General features: G+C 73.5%; 14 protein-coding genes and 1 pseudogene. 8 read left to right on the top strand and 7 right to left on the bottom strand.

Annotated features, from left to right (window positions below; genetic code table 11):
* A partial coding sequence (locus ABT116_RS30780; protein ID WP_351640549.1) for a 5-oxoprolinase subunit B family protein occupies positions 1-377 on the top strand: 377 nt, incomplete at its 5' end.
* Entirely contained in the window at positions 374-1,243 is an 870-nt protein-coding gene (locus ABT116_RS30775; protein ID WP_351640548.1) for a 5-oxoprolinase subunit C family protein, read from the top strand. The genes ABT116_RS30780 and ABT116_RS30775, both read left to right, overlap by 4 nt.
* 190 nt (positions 1,244-1,433) lie before the next feature.
* Here the strand turns inward: ABT116_RS30775 and ABT116_RS30770 are convergent, their stop codons facing one another.
* The 4 genes from ABT116_RS30770 to ABT116_RS30755 form a co-directional block, all read right to left on the bottom strand.
* The gene (locus ABT116_RS30770) at positions 1,434-2,687 is read right to left on the bottom strand and encodes a glycosyltransferase (RefSeq protein ID WP_351640547.1); all 1,254 of its coding nucleotides are present in this window, start codon (positions 2,685-2,687) and stop codon (positions 1,434-1,436) included.
* Entirely contained in the window at positions 2,684-3,811 is a 1,128-nt protein-coding gene (locus tag ABT116_RS30765; protein WP_351640545.1) for a glycosyltransferase family 4 protein, read from the bottom strand. Before ABT116_RS30765 ends, ABT116_RS30770 begins: the two co-directional genes overlap by 4 nt.
* Before the next feature lie 195 nt (positions 3,812-4,006).
* Positions 4,007-5,425: a HEAT repeat domain-containing protein gene (locus ABT116_RS30760; protein ID WP_351640544.1), complete on the bottom strand. Its 1,419-nt coding sequence runs from the start codon at positions 5,423-5,425 to the stop codon at positions 4,007-4,009.
* 300 nt (positions 5,426-5,725) lie between these two features.
* Complete coding sequence (locus tag ABT116_RS30755; RefSeq protein WP_351640542.1) at positions 5,726-6,118, bottom strand: ankyrin repeat domain-containing protein; 393 nt, start codon at positions 6,116-6,118, stop codon at positions 5,726-5,728.
* A gap of 297 nt (positions 6,119-6,415) precedes the next feature.
* Between ABT116_RS30755 and ABT116_RS30750 the strand changes: the two genes are divergently transcribed.
* Both ABT116_RS30750 and ABT116_RS30745 read left to right on the top strand, forming a co-directional pair.
* Positions 6,416-6,610: a hypothetical protein gene (locus ABT116_RS30750; RefSeq protein WP_030843336.1), complete on the top strand. Its 195-nt coding sequence runs from the start codon at positions 6,416-6,418 to the stop codon at positions 6,608-6,610.
* 52 nt (positions 6,611-6,662) lie between these two features.
* A complete protein-coding gene (locus ABT116_RS30745; protein ID WP_351640541.1) occupies positions 6,663-8,420 on the top strand; it encodes a hypothetical protein in 1,758 nt (585 codons plus the stop codon).
* 73 nt (positions 8,421-8,493) lie between these two features.
* Here ABT116_RS30745 and ABT116_RS30740 read toward each other — a convergent pair whose 3' ends face one another.
* Positions 8,494-9,993, bottom strand: a complete 1,500-nt coding sequence (locus ABT116_RS30740) for an SCO1417 family PLP biosynthesis transcription factor (protein WP_351640539.1) — start codon at positions 9,991-9,993, stop codon at positions 8,494-8,496.
* Positions 9,994-10,057: 64 nt separating this feature from the next.
* On the opposite strand from ABT116_RS30740, the gene yczE reads away from it, so the two are divergent.
* The 4 genes from yczE (at position 10,058) to ABT116_RS30720 (ending at position 13,546) form a co-directional block, all read left to right on the top strand.
* Positions 10,058-10,747, top strand: coding sequence for a membrane protein YczE (yczE, locus tag ABT116_RS30735; RefSeq protein ID WP_351640538.1), 690 nt, complete (start codon positions 10,058-10,060; stop codon positions 10,745-10,747).
* On the top strand, positions 10,744-11,511 hold the full coding sequence (locus ABT116_RS30730; protein WP_351640536.1) for a glycerophosphodiester phosphodiesterase family protein: 768 nt from the start codon (positions 10,744-10,746) through the stop codon (positions 11,509-11,511). Before yczE ends, ABT116_RS30730 begins: the two co-directional genes overlap by 4 nt.
* Positions 11,512-11,560: 49 nt before the next feature.
* On the top strand, positions 11,561-12,904 hold the full coding sequence (locus tag ABT116_RS30725; protein WP_351640535.1) for an MFS transporter: 1,344 nt from the start codon (positions 11,561-11,563) through the stop codon (positions 12,902-12,904).
* Between the two features lie 267 nt (positions 12,905-13,171).
* Positions 13,172-13,546 (top strand): RNA polymerase-binding protein RbpA, encoded by a 375-nt coding sequence (locus ABT116_RS30720; RefSeq protein WP_030247095.1) that lies wholly within the window; start codon positions 13,172-13,174, stop codon positions 13,544-13,546.
* Between the two features lie 219 nt (positions 13,547-13,765).
* On the opposite strand, the gene fxsA is transcribed toward ABT116_RS30720, so the two are convergent.
* Positions 13,766-14,341 (bottom strand): FxsA family membrane protein, encoded by a 576-nt coding sequence (gene fxsA, locus ABT116_RS30715; protein ID WP_351640533.1) that lies wholly within the window; start codon positions 14,339-14,341, stop codon positions 13,766-13,768.
* A gap of 88 nt (positions 14,342-14,429) precedes the next feature.
* A pseudogene (locus tag ABT116_RS30710) lies at positions 14,430-14,633 on the bottom strand (dolichol-phosphate mannosyltransferase); the annotation flags it as partial.
* Positions 14,634-14,658: the final 25 nt, after the last annotated feature.

The raw sequence follows: 14,658 nt of genomic DNA, 5'->3' as shown, positions 1-14,658 counted from the left end.
AGATCCCGGTGCGCTACGACGGTCCGGACCTGGGTGACGTCGCCGCGCACTGGGGCGTGCCGGAGAGTGAGGTCGCCGGCATCCACGCGGAGACGGAGTTCCGGGTCGCCTTCTGCGGCTTCGCACCCGGCTTCGGCTACCTCACCGGGCTGCCGCCGCGTTACGACGTCCCCCGCCGGGCCACCCCACGCACGGCCGTCCCTGCGGGCTCGCTGGCGCTGGCGGGTCCGTACACGGGCGTGTACCCGCGCTCCTCACCGGGCGGCTGGCAGCTGATCGGCACGACGGACATCGTCCTGTGGGACCACGCGCGCGTGCCGGCCGCGCTGCTGTCGCCGGGCACGCGCGTGCGGTTCGTCCCCGGGGCGGGGTCATGACGGACCGAGCATTCGCCGTCGTCCGGGCCGGGGCCCTCACGACCGTGCAGGACGCGGGCCGTCCCGGCCATGCCCATCTCGGCGTTCCCCGCTCCGGGACACTGGACCGGCCCGCCGCGGACCTCGCCAACCGGCTCGTCGGCAATCCGCCGGGGGCGGCCGTGCTGGAGACGACCCTCAACGGCTGTGCCGTACGCCCCCGTTCGACCGTCACCGTGGCGGTCACGGGCGCGCCCTGCCGGGTCACGGTGGACGGGCGGCCGGTCGCCTGGGGTGCGCCGGTGCGTGTGACCGCGGGGGCCCTGCTGGACGTCGGGCCCGCGGTGTCGGGCGTGCGCGCGTACGTGGGGTTCGCCGGGGGCATCGCGGTCGAGCCGGTGCTCGGCAGCCGGTCGACGGACCTGCTGTCGGGGCTCGGCCCGCCCCCGCTCGCGGACGGGACGGTGCTGCCCCTGGGCCGGCCGGTGGGCACGCACGCGTGCGTGGACGTCGTCCCGCAGCCGGCGCCCCCGGCCGAGCTGGTGCTGCGGGTGACGCTCGGCCCGCGCGACGGCTGGTTCACACCGCAGGCCGTCCGTACCTTCGTCTCCAGCGCCTTCAGGGTGTCCTCAGCGAGCAACCGCATCGGGCTGCGCACGGAGGGACCAGCCCTGGAGCGGGCCCGGCCGGGCGAACTTCCCAGCGAGGGCATGGTGCTGGGCGCCGTGCAGGTCCCGCCGGACGGCAGACCGGTGGTGTTCCTGGCCGACCACCCGACCACCGGGGGCTATCCGGTGATCGCCGTGGTCCGCACGACCGACCTCCCGGCCGCCGCCCAGGCGGTTCCCAGCACGCCGGTCCGCTTCGTGGCCGTACGCCGCCGCTGAAACCGTCCGGACCGGGTCACGGCCGGCCGGGGCTGCCGGACGTCCCGGGTCTGTGACCCGCTCCCCGGCGAACCCGTCCGCGAGCGGCGCGGCCCAGGCACGCCACTTCCCGTCACGACGGGATCCCCCCGGCTCCGTGAGCGAGTCCCCGAGGGTCACGAACATCGAGGGCCCCTCGCGCCGCGGGGTCTCATGCCACGCCCCGGGGCGCGAACGGCCGGGCGGGACGCACCGGGACGGCCGCGTCGTGCGCGGCGAGAAACGCGTCGACCGCCGCGTCCCACCCGAAGCACTCCGCACGCGCGCGTGCCGCCTCGCGCCGGTCCGCCTCCAGGCCCTCCAGCAGCAGGTCCACGGCGTCCGCGAAGGCCTCCCCGTGATCCGCCGCGACGGCACCGGCGGAACCGATCACCTCCGACAGCGCGGACGACGCACTCGCCACCACGGGCGTGCCGCAGGCCATGGCCTCCAGCGCGGCGAGCCCGAAGGTCTCGGCGGGCCCCGGTGCCAGCGCCACGTCGGCGGACGCCTGGAGCGCGCCGAGCTGCCGGCGGTCGGAGACGTGCCCGAGGAAGGTGACCGGCAGGCCGCTCTCGCGCGCCCGCTGTTCGAGCCGGGTGCGCAGCGGGCCGTCCCCGGCCACCACCAGCACGGCCCGGCGCCCGCGCCGCCGCAGCGCCTGCAGGGCGTCCAGCGCGGTGCCGGGCCGCTTCTCCACGGACAAACGCGAGCACATCACGAGCAGCGTCTCGTCCTCGCGCGCGTGCCGGGCCCGTACCTCCGGGTCGCGCAGCGCCGGGTGCCGCTGGACCAGGTCGACGCCGAGCGGCGCCCGGACGACGTTGCGGGCCCCGATCCGTACGAACTCCCGCTCGGCGAACTCGGTGGTGCACACCACGCGCGCGTAGGTGTGGGCCGTGCGGACGTTGAGGGCGTCGGCGGCACGCCGGGCGGCCCCCTCGGGCAGGCCCCAGGTGCGCAGCACCCCGTCGGCCGACTCGTGGGAGACCATCACGGCCGGGACCCGGGCGCGCCGCGCCCACCTGCCGGTCCACCGCAGGGTCGTCCGGTCGGACACCTCCAGCCGGTCCGGCGCGAGCTCCTCCAGGAGCCGGGCCACCCGCCGCCTGTCGGTGAGGACGCGATAGCCGCCGGTGCCGGGCAGCAGCGGCCCCGGGAGGGTGATCACGCGCCCCTGCTCGGTCTCGCGGTCGCTCATCCGCTCACCGGGGACCACGAGGACGGGGTCGTGCCCCGCCGCCGCGAAGCCCTTGCCGAGTTCGCGCAGCGCGGTGCGCAGCCCGCCGGACGACGGGGCGACGAAGTTGGCGAGCCGGACGATCCGCAGTGATCGGCGGTCGCCGCCGCCGGAACGGGAGCCGTTCGTGCCGCCGCCGGAGCGGGAGCCGTTCGTGCCGCCACCACCGGAACGGGAGCCGGTCATGCCGCCACCGCCGTCCGGCGTCCGGCGAGCACCTGCGCGTAGTGCTCGATGAGCCGGTCGCCCACGGCCGCCCAGGTGCGGCCCTCGACGGTGGCGCGCCCGGCGGCGCCGTAGGCGGCCCGCAGCCCGGCGTCAGCGGCCAGGGACCACACCGCATCGCGGACGGCGGCCGCGTCGTGGGGCGGGACCAGCAGCCCGGTGCGCCCGTGTGCGACGAGGTCGAGCGGGCCGCCGGCGGCGGGCGCCACCACGGGCAGGCCGCTGGCCATGGCCTCCTGGACCGTCTGGCAGAAGGTCTCGAAGGGGCCCGTGTGCGCGAAGACGTCGAACGAGGCGAAGACCCGGGCGAGGTCGTCACCGGTGCGCCGGCCGAGGAAGACGGCGCCGGGCAGCGCCTGCTCCAGGCCGGGCCGGCTGGGGCCGTCTCCGACGATCACGACCCGGACGCCTGCCAGGCCGCAGGCACCGGCGAGGAGCTCGACCTGTTTCTCGGGGGCGAGCCTGCCGACATAGCCGACGATCAGCGCGCCGTTCGGGGCGAGTGCGCGGCGCAGGGCCTCGTCGCGCCGGTCGGGCCGGAACCGCTCGGTGTCCACACCGCGCGGCCACAAGCGGACCCGGGGCACCCCCTGGGTCTCCAGGTCGCGCAGAGCCGCGCTGGACGGCGCGAGGGTGAGGTCGGCGGCGCCGTGCACGGCGCGGATGCGCCGCCAGGCGGCGGTTTCTCCGGCGCCCATGTACGTACGGGCGTATCCGGCCAGGTCGGTCTGGTAGACGGCGACGGCGGGGATGCCGAGGCGCGCGGCGGCGGCCATGCCCCGCACGCCGAGGACGAAGGGGCTGGCGAGGTGGACCACGTCGGCACGGTGCTCGACGAGGGTGGCGGCCAGGCGGCGGCTGGGGAGGGCGACGCGGACCTGGGGGTAGCCGGGGAGCGGGAGGGAGGGGACGTGGACGACGGGGCACGGCGCGAAGGCGTCGGGCTTGTTCCCCGGTGCGGGGGCCGGGGCGACGACGACGGGGGCGTGACCACGATCGACGAGGTGCCGGGCGGTCTGGAGCGCGCAGTGGGCCACGCCGTTCACGTCGGGGGGAAAGGATTCGGTCACGATGACGACTCGCATACCGGTGTTGTCGCCGAGCCGGACGTGGCCGCGTCAACGTGGATCTTTCCGGGCGAGGAACGTCCCATGAGCGTTCTGAGGCGCACCCGCGCAGGTCAGGCGGTGTCCATGCCCTCCTGACCCGCGGGTCACCCCCCGTTCACCCTGGAGGCGCGAATCCGCCCCGGCATCCCGTCGGAAAGGGACATCCAGCGGTTACACCGCGGTCTCCTCGGGACCGATCCTGCTGCGTACGGCCGTCTGCACCTCGGCCTCCTCGGCCGGGTCGGAGGCGAGCCGGCGCAGTCGCTCGACGACGCGGGTGTCTCCGGTCTCGGCGTGCCGGGCGGCGATCTCCCGGGTGGTCTCCTCGCAGTCCCACAGGCACTCGACGGCGAAGCCGGTGGCGAAGGAGGGGTCGGTGGCGGCGAGGGCCCGGGCGGCCCGGCCGCGCAGATGGGAGGAGGCCGTCTCGCGGTAGACGTGGCGCAGTACGGGTGCGGCGCAGGCGATGCCGAGCCGTCCGGTGCCGTCCACGAGGGTCCACAGGGTCGGCGCGTCGGGGCCTTCGCCCCGGACGGCCTCGCGTAGCGCCGCGAGGACCAGGTCGCGGTCCTGGACCCCGCCCCGGCAGGCGAGGACCCGCCCGGCGGCGGCGCCCAGCGCGTCCGGGCGCCGGGCCCAGCCGCGCGCCCGGTCCACGGCGGCCAGCGAGCGCATCCGTTCGAAGGCGTCGACGGCCGCGTCCACGACGAGCGTCGAGCCGGTGGCCACGGCGCCCTCGATCAGATCGAGGGCCTCGGGATCGTTGCCGTCGGCGAGGTACCTGAGGGCCGTGCACCGGGCTCCGTCGGTGCCGTCCTTCGCCGCCCGGACGATCTCGGCCCGGTCCTCGGGCCCTGCCACGGCGGTGAGACAGCGGGCGGCCGGCACATGGAGGGCGGCGCCCCGCTCGATGCCCTGCTGGGCCCATTCGAAGACGGCCTGCACGCTCCAGCCCGGCCGTGGGCCGGAGGGTCGCATCTGCCGCTGCCAGCGGTCGAAACAGCCCGTCTCGTGAGCGGCACGCACACGGGTGGCGACGGATTCGCGCGGATCCTCCGCCCACAGCCGCCAGGGTCGGGGTTCGAAGGCGTCCCGCACGGTGGCGGCCAGATCGGCATCGCCCTCCGGATCGGCCGGGAACCGGGCGAGGACGGGGGCGGCGAGGGCGCGCAGGCCCGCGTCGTCGTCCCTGAGGGCCAGCTCGTCGAGGGCCCAGGCCCAGTTGGAGCCGTGGGCGGCGTACCTGCGCAACAGTTCGAGCGCGTCCCGCCTGCCGTAGGAGGCGAGGTGCCCGAGGACGGCCAGGGCGAGCCCGGTGCGTGACTCGTCGCTGTCGAGGACGTCCTCGGCGCCGAAGAGATGGGCCTCGACCTCATCCAGTTCGCCGTTCAGATCGAGGTAGAGGCGGGCGTAGTAGAGGGAGCGGTTCTCCACCTGCCAGTCGTGGCGGGGATCGCGCAGCACACAGTGGTTCAACGCCGCCAGCGCCTCGGGGCGCGGGGCGGTGAGCGCGTGCAGCGTGCCGTCGCCGCGGCCCCGCTGGAGCAGGCCGAGCAGCGTACCGCTGGGCGCTATGACCGGATCGAACATGGGAAACAGCCTCACATCAAGCGTCGACGCAACCGGGGACGTGTACTACCTGGCCGCGTGACAACACGTCGGAGCGCCCGCCGTTTCCTGCTTGCTGTAGACCATCTTCCTCTGCCTCTCGTCGGTGGCCCTTGCGGACCGCGTCACGGCCCGCGCGGTGCGGCAAAACCTGCCCAACCATCACGACCGTGAACCACGTCGTCATGATGACTCGGCACTTCCGTCTGCCGCGACCGAAATTTCGGCGGCCCTTTACCGCCTCCCCCGTTTTCGTTGTCGTTCCAGGTCAGACCGGTCGGCTCAGTGCTCGCCGAACAGTTCGAGCAATTCCGTCCGGCCGAACATCCGGGCGGTGTCGACCGCCGAGGGCGTGCCGGCGGACGGGTCGGCTCCGCCCTCCAGGAGGGCCTTGATCACGTCCGTCTCGCCCTTGAAGACCGCCCCGGCGAGCGGGGTCTGGCCTCGGTCGTTCACGCGGTCGGCCTCGGCGCCGCGGTCGAGCAGGGCGCGCACCGCCTCGGAGTGGCCGTGGTAGGCGGCGAGCATCACGAGCGAGTCGCCGCGGTCATTGGTGAGGTTGGCCGGAACACCCGCGTCCACATAGGCCACGAGCGGCTCGGTCTGTCCCCGCCGGGCCAGATCGAAGATCTTGGTCGCCAGCTCCACGACCTCGGGGTCGGGGACTTCGGTCATCGGACGGACCGCCTCTCCACTGCACATCGCCTCCGGTGCGTACGCCTGCGAGGGCGCAGCCGTACGAGTGAATCGCCAGGGTACTGGCTGGCGCTGCACATGACCCGATGTACCCGAGGTAAAGATCAGCACAGACCCGGGCAAGCGCGACAGTCCGGCCCCACCAGGCCCGGGACCACTCCATTGCACAGGGGAAATCGTACGAATTTCACCCAGTTGCACCTTTTATCGTATGGATACAAGCTGTGAGCCTGGAAGTACTCATGGTGACTGTCCCCGCGAACCAGGAGATCTCAAATGATCCTCTCCATCTCAGGCGTGGTCCTGCTCGGCATCGTCGTCTTCATCTTCTTCCGCAAGGACGGACTGAAGGCGTCGCATGCCGTGGTCGCCATGCTGTTCGGCTTCTATCTGGCGAGTACCGCCATCGCCCCGAGCATCAAGGCAGGCGGCGAGAGCCTGGCGAGCCTCCTCGGCGGAATCAAGTTCTGACGGGCCCGCGCCCCGTACGCATCCCGCCCGTACGCACTCTATGGAGGCAGTAGTGGCCCGGCGCCCCCTCCCCCGCATTCTGAGCAACGGCGGCGCGCAGCTCGCCCGGAGCCGGGAGCTGGCCCGGACGGCCGCCGACAGCGCCACGGACGTCCTCCACCCGCTGATCACGATCATGCGGGGTCTGCGCCGGCTGGCAGCGGCCGGGCGGCGCAGATGGGCCGAGACCCCCAAGGAGCGACGGGGGGCGCTGCTGTTCCTGGTGGCCTCCGTGATCCTGGTCGTGGCGCTGGTGCCGTACGGACCGCTGCTCGCCGCCATCACCCTGATGGCGGCGGCGGCCTGGCAGGGCCGGGAGCGCTCCACGGCGGCGTCGGACGGGCCCGACGAGTCGCAGACCCAGCGGCTGCAGTCGCTGTACGAGGCGCTCGTGCCGTACTTCTCCGCCGCCGAGGACCCCGAGCCGCTGTACTCCCACGGCGGCGCGTGGGACAAGGCCTTCCCCACCTACGCCTTCGACGGCGGCGGCCGGATCTCCCAGCTGGTGGTGCGCTACCCGGCGTACTTCACCGACGGCGAGGCCGAGGCCCGCGCCCGGATCGAGCACCTCCTCGCGGCCAAGTCGGGCCGTGGCCGCGAATACCACTTCACGTGGGACGAGGAGGGCAATCAGTTGACGGTCGGCGTGCTCCTGCCGCTGCCCATCGACATCGCCGCCCAGCGTTTCGTCACCACCCCCGGCGAGACGGTCCTGGGTTTCACCGACCCCACCCGGGTCCAGCGCACGCTCCCCGTCACCTACGGGGAGCGGCAGCGGGACGTGCCGCCGGTCATCTGGCGCACCGGCCTGCGCTCCACCGAGCCGCATCTGCTCGCTCTCGGCCAGCCGGGCAGCGGCACCTCCACCCTGCTGCGGTCCATCGCCCTGCAGGCCCTGCTCCACGGCGACGTGGTGATCGTCGACGGCGGCGGCACCGGCGAGTACGCCTGTCTGACCGGCCGGGACGGCGTCCTGGCCGTCGAGGCGGGGCTCGCAGGGGTCACGGCCAGCCTGGAGTGGGCCGCGACCGAGACCGAGCGCCGCCTCATCGCCGCCAACCTCGCCCACCAGGCGGGTGATCCGCCGCCCGACGACACCAAGCGCCCGCTGTGGATCCTCCTGGACCGCCCGACGGCGTTCACCCACCTGGCCGCTGCCGACGGCCGCAAGGACCCGCAGTCCCTCCTCCAGGTCCCCCTCCGGCACGGCCGCCCGGCGAACGTGACGGTGGTCGTGGCCGACCAGCTGGACAGCGTGGACGCCCTGAGCGATCCGGTTCGCCGGCACACCCGCGCCCGTGTGGTCCTGGGCCCGGCCACGGCGGACCAGCTCGAGTCGGTCCTGGGCGCGCCCCCGCACACCACTTTGATCGACGAGCTCCCGCCGGGCCGCGGATACGCCCGCCTGGGCACGGGCCCGGTCCACCGCCTCCAGGTCCCGGCCACGCCGAACCCCTACGACGACGCCACGCCCGACGCCCTGTGCGAGGCGGTCCTGGACCTCCTGCCGCCGCGCACGCCCCCGGCGGACGGGGAGACGATCCCGGAGCAGGACGCGTCGGAAGGCGAGCCGGCACCGGGACCGACGGAGGAAGAACCGGAGCCGACGCCGGCGGAAGCGCAGTCGCAGGAGGCGGTCCCGGCCCTGGCGAAGGAGCCCCTGCCGGACCAGGTACCGGTCCTCACCAAGGAGCCCCTGCCGGACCAGGTACCGGTCCTCACCAAGGAGCCCCTGCCGGACCCGGTACCGGCCCTGAGCAAGGAGAGGTAGCCGCGCACTGCCTGCCGCTGGGCTGCACAGCCCCGAAGCAGCCCCGCCGGCCCGCCCAGCCGGCCCCGCCCGCCTACGCCACGAACGTACGCGGCGGCTCCGCGCTCCCCACCGCACCGCTCTCCACCAGTCCCGCCGCCGCGGCCAGCCGCACGGCCGCCTCCTCGGCCACCGCCCCGCCCACGGTGAACGGCAGCCGCACATACCCCTCGAACGCCCCGTCCACCCCGAACCGCGGCCCGGACGGCACCCGCACTCCCACGCGCTCCCCCGCCTCGGCCAGCCGCGACCCGGACAGGCCCCCGGTCCGCACCCAGAGCGTCAGCCCGCCCCGAGGCACCTCGAACTCCCACGCGGGCAGCTCCCGCCGCACCGCGGCCACCAGCTCGTCCCGGTTCGCCCGGGCCTGCTCGCGCCGCACCTCCACGGCCTGCTCCCAGCCCCCGGTCCCGAACAGCCAGTTCACCGCCAGCTGCTCCAGCACCGGCGTGCCGAGATCGGCGTAGGCACGGGCGGCCACCAGACTGCGGATCACGTCCGGGGCTGCCCGCACCCATCCGATCCGCATCCCGGCCCAGAAGGCCTTGCTCGCCGACCCCACCGTGATCACCGTGGACCCGGCCGGGTCGAACGCGCACACCGGCCGCGGCATCCGCACCTCCGGATCGAGCCACAGCTCGCTCATCGTCTCGTCGGCGATCAGCACCGTCCCCGCGGACCGTGCCGCGTCCACCAGCCGCCTGCGCTGGTCCTCGTCGGCGAGCGCCCCGGTCGGGTTGTGGAAGTCGGCGACGACGTAGGCGATGCGCGGGGCGGCGTCCCGCAGGACCTGCCGCCAGCGGTCCATGTCCCACCCGGTGAGCCCCTCGGCCATGGCGACGGGCACCAGCCGCGCCCCGGCCTCCCGCATCAGCTGGAGGATGTTGGCGTACGAGGGCGACTCGACGGCGATGCGCTCACCCCGCCCGGCGAACAGATGGCAGATGGCGTCGATCGCGCCCATCGCCCCGGTCGTCACCATGATCTGCTCGGGCATGGTCGGGATCCCGCGCGCGGTGTACCGCACGGCGATCATCGCCCGCAGCGCGGGCAGCCCGGCCGGATAGTCGCCGTGCGTGTGCGCGTAGGGCGGCAGTTCCTCCAGGGCGCCCTGAACGGCCCGGGTGAGCCAGGGTTCCGGAGCGGGGAGCGCGGCGCAGCCGAGGTCGATCAGGGAGCCGAGGGCCTCCGGCGGCAGGGGCTCGAGACCCCGCGCGGGCAGCGGGTTCCCGGCCGGGACGGCGGTCCAGCTGCCGGCGCCGCGCCGGGACTCCAGGAACCCCTCGCTGCGCAGTGCCTCGTACGCGGCGGCCACCGTCGTGCGGCTGACGGACAGGGAGAGGGCGAGTTCACGTTCGGCGGGCAGCCGGGCCGCCACCGGGACGCGTCCCTCCAGCACCAGCAGACGGATGCCGTCGGCGAGTGCGCGGTAGGCCGGCGGCCGGCGCGTGCCCGGTCCCGCCGGGCGGTCCTGCTGGGAGCTGAGGAGCCGGGCGAGCTGTGCCGCACCCACGGCCGAGGTCCATTCCGCCATCGAAATCAGTCCACCTTCCCCGGATTGGCCATGGATGGCCTCTCCATCCAAGCCACAGGGTGTCATGCAGCAGTCCACTACCACCACTGGGGGGCACATCATGGCCACGCAGGGGCGTCTCGCCCGTCGGCTCGTCCAGCTCTACGCGGGTCTCGCGCTGTACGGCGCGAGTTCGGCGCTGCTCGTCCGGTCGGGGCTCGGGCTGGAGCCGTGGAACGTGCTGCACCAGGGCCTCGCCGAACGGACCGGTCTGTCGATCGGCGTCGTGCTGACCCTGGTGGGCGCGGCGGTGCTGCTCGCGTGGATCCCGCTGCGTCAGCGGCCGGGCCTGGGCACGATCTCCAACGTGCTGGTCATCGGCATGGCCATGGACACGACGCTGGCGCTGGTGCCCGGCGTGCACGGCCCGGCGCCGCGCATCGCGCTGATGGTGGCGGGGATCGTCCTGAACGGCGCGGCGACCGGCCTGTACATCGCGGCCCGCTTCGGACCGGGCCCGCGCGACGGCCTCATGACGGGGCTGCACCAGCTCACGGGCGTCTCGATCCGCCTGGTCCGCACGGGCATCGAGCTCGCGGTCGTGGCGACCGGCTTCGCCCTGGGCGGCACCGTCGGCATCGGCACCCTCCTGTACGCCCTGGCGATCGGCCCGCTCGCCCAGACGTTCCTGCGCGTGTTCGCCGTCGCCCCGGCATCCGGCGGCAGCACGGCCGTTGCCACCGGTCAACCCCGAGGAGCGATACTGCGTTCGTGACCCCGCGGATACGCCATCCCTACCTCGACCATCCCGGCCCGATCGCCTTCGCCCACCGGGGCGGGGCCGCGGACGGCCTGGAGAACACCGTGCGGCAGTTCCGGCGTGCCGTCGAGGCGGGTTACCGGTACATCGAGACCGACGTCCACACCACACTGGACGGCAAGCTCGTCGCCTTCCACGACGCGACGCTGGACCGGGTGACGGACGGCGGGGGCCGGATCGCCGACCTGCCGTGGCACGAGGTACGGCAGGCCCGGGTGGCGGGCGAGGAGCCGCTCCCCCTGTTCGAGGAGCTCCTGGAAACCTTCCCCGACGTGCGCTGGAACGTGGACGTCAAGGCGGAGGCCGCCCTGCTGCCGTTCCTCGACCTGGTCGGGCGGACGAACTCCTGGGACCGGGTGTGCCTCGGCTCGTTCTCCGACGCGCGGGTGGTGCGCGCCCAACGGCTGGCCGGCCCGCGCCTGGCCACGTCGTACGGCACACGGGGCGTGCTCAGCCTGCGGCTGCGCTCCTGGGGGCTGCCGGCGGCGGTGCGCCGCTCGGCGGTGGCCGCGCAGGTCCCCGAGATCCAGTCCGGCATCCAGGTCGTGGACCGGCGCTTCCTGCACACCGCCCACGCGCGCGGGCTCCAGGTGCACGTGTGGACCGTCAACGATGCCGGGACGATGCACCGGCTCCTCGACCTGGGCGTGGATGGCATCATGACCGATCACATCGACACACTGCGCAAGGTCATGGAGGACCGCGGCGTCTGGGTCTGAGACCCCTGCCACCTCCCCTCCGCGCGTTCACGGGGAAGCGAGGGCACGGGTGGGCAGCGACACCGTGCGGACACCACCGGCCGACGGGGCCGCGGAGCTGAGACGCGAACAGCGCGGCTGGTACTTCTACGACTGGGCCTGCTCCGTCTATTCGACGAGCGTGCTCACCGTGTTCCTCGGCCCCTACCTGACCTCGGTCGCCGAGTCGGCGGCCGACGCCGACGGCTACGTCCACCCCCTGGGCGTCCCGGTGCGGGCCGGGTCCTTCTTCGCGTACTCGGTGTCCCTGTCGGTGATCGTGGCCGTCCTGGTGATGCCCCTGGTCGGCGCCGCCGACCGCACCGGCCGCAAGAAGCCCCTCCTCGCGGCCGCCGCCTACACCGGCGCCACGGCCACGGCGGCCATGTTCTTCCTGGACGGCGACCGCTATCTGCTGGGCGGTGCCCTGCTGGTCGTCGCCAATGCCGCGCAGTCCGTGGCGATGATGCTCTACAACTCCTACCTGCCGCAGATCGCCCCGCCCGAGCAGCGGGACGCGGTGTCCTCCCGCGGCTGGGCCTTCGGCTACGCGGCGGGCTCGCTGGTCCTCGTCGCGAACCTGGTCCTCTACACCGGGCACGACGGCTTCGGCCTCTCCGAGAGCACGGCGGTCCGCATCTGCCTGGCGTCGGCCGGCCTGTGGTGGGGCGCGTTCGCCATCGTCCCGCTGCGGCGGCTGCGCGATCGCAGAACCGCCGGACGGGAGGCGGCCCTCCCGGGCTTCCGGCAGCTGGCGGCGACCGTCCGCGACATGCGCCGCCATCCGCTGACGCTGTCCTTCCTGCTCGCGTACCTCGTCTACAACGACGGGATCCAGACGGTGATCTCCCAGGCCTCGATCTACGGCTCCGAGGAACTGGGCCTCGGGCAGTCCACGCTCATCGGGGCCGTCCTGCTGGTGCAGGTGCTGGCGGTGGCGGGCGCGCTGGCCATGGGCCGGCTGGCCCGGGTCTACGGGGCCAAGCGCACGATCCTGGGCTCGTTGGTCGCCTGGACGGTGACGCTGGCGGCCGGGTACTTCCTGCCGGCCGGTGCGCCGGTGTGGTTCTTCGCCCTGGCCGCCGGGATCGGCCTGGTCCTCGGCGGCAGCCAGGCGCTGTCCAGGTCCCTGTTCTCGCATCTGGTCCCGCCGGGCAAAGAGGCCGAATACTTCTCGGCGTACGAGATGAGCGACCGCGGCATGAGCTGGCTCGGGCCGCTGGTTTTCGGCGTGACCTACCAGCTGACGGGGAGCTACCGGGACGCGATCATCTCGCTGGTGGCCTTCTTCGTTCTCGGATTCGCCCTGCTCGTCCGGGTCCCGGTGCGGCGTGCGATCGGAGAAGCGGGGAATCCGGTTCCTGACAGGATTTAGCACTCGGAGCGAAAGGGCTGTAGTGTACGCGTTTGGCCTGCCAGGCGTACCGTTACTGCGCGTCAAAGATGCCGAAACGCTGGGTTATATCTGTTATCAGATGTGACAAACCGGGCGCTGGTGGGTACAACAAGGGCGGCTACGACGGCGACGCATGACCCGGAACGAGACCCCGGAACGGGAATCTTTACCGCCGACCGGACGTTGACCGGATGACGACGACAGCGACACCTGTCCTGTGGGCGACAAGCCCGGGAGGCACGATTCATGAGTGAGCGAGCTCTTCGCGGCACGCGCCTCGTGGTGACCAGCTACGAGACGGACCGCGGCATCGACCTGGCCCCGCGCCAGGCCGTGGAGTACGCATGCGAGAAGGGGCACCGGTTCGAGATGCCCTTCTCGGTCGAGGCGGAGATCCCGCCGGAGTGGGAGTGCAAGGTCTGTGGGGCCCAGGCACTCCTCGTGGACGGCGATGTCCCTGAAGAGAAGAAGGGCAAGCCCGCGCGTACGCATTGGGACATGCTGATGGAGCGGCGCACCCGCGAGGAACTCGAAGAGGTCCTCGAGGAGCGTCTGGCGGTTCTGCGTTCCGGAGCGATGAACATCGCTGTTCATCCCCGTGACAGCCGCAAGTCGGCATAGTCCCCCAGGGCCTGGCCCGAACAACAGCGCATCACAAGACCGCGGGCGCCGTACGCGAAGTACGGCGCCCGCGGTCTTGTGCATGTCCGGTGCCCGGTGCGTGGGCCGGAACGGCTGCAGGGGCGCGCGCCACGCGACGGCCGCACGGGAGCCCCGCCACGGCTGCCCGGGGGCGCGGGCCGGGAAACGGCCGATCCGCTGGACGCCCCCCGGGACGGCTCAGTGCGTCAGTGGCGGGCGCGGCGGCTGCGGGGCGTCCCCCGGCTCGTCCCTGATGACCTCGCCCTGGACGACCTTGCCGTCGGGCTGGCGCATCCGGGCCTGCTGGAAGGCACCGCCCAAGGTGCCCGCGCCGGCCTCCCGGAGCTTGCGCTCGAAGGTGCGCTCCGCCGAGCGGCTCACGATCTTCTGGACCGGCGGCAGCAGCAGGAGCAGGCCCACCGCGTCCGACACCAGGCCGGGGATCATCAGGAGCAGGCCGCCCAGCATCATCAGGCCGTTGCCCTCGCTGTTGGACCGCCCCGCTTCGGGCATCACACCGCTCTGCTGCTGTTGCAGCGCCTCGGAGAGCTTGCGGAAGGCCCGCCGCCCGGCCCGCTTGATGACGACCGAGCCGAGGACGAGACCCGCCAGCAGAACGAGGAAGACCACCAGCCCGCTGGTCGCCCCCGCGACCAGGGTGAGCAGCCAGATCTCCAGCACGAGCCACGCGGCGACGCCCAGCGGCAGGAACGTACGCAGCCGGGAGCGCTTGGGCCGGGCAGGGGACAGCGGGGTCTGAGCGCCAGTCGTCATGCCCCCAGTGTGCCTGGCCCCGGCTCAGCGCGGGATAAGGCCACCATCAGCTGATTCTGTGAGCGGCCGCCCCGCATGCGGCACGCTCTCACGCCTTCGAGGGCTTGCCGCCACGCCCCGTGACCTTGCCGACGCGCTCCCCCACGCCCCACGCCGTGACGCGCCACAGCGCCTCGACGAGGATGTCGCGGCTCATCTTGGAGTCGCCGAGTTCGCGCTCGACGAACGTGATGGGCACCTCGATCACGTGGTAGCCGGCCTTGACCGCGCGGCGGGCGAGGTCGACCTGGAAGGTGGGCCAGGTCCTGGCCGGTCAG

This window comes from Streptomyces sp. NPDC002130 (assembly GCF_040296465.1).
Taxonomy (GTDB): Bacteria; Actinomycetota; Actinomycetes; order Streptomycetales; family Streptomycetaceae; genus Streptomyces.
Note: the sequence above shows the minus strand (reverse complement) of the source record. Positions and strands in the feature narration are given on the sequence as shown.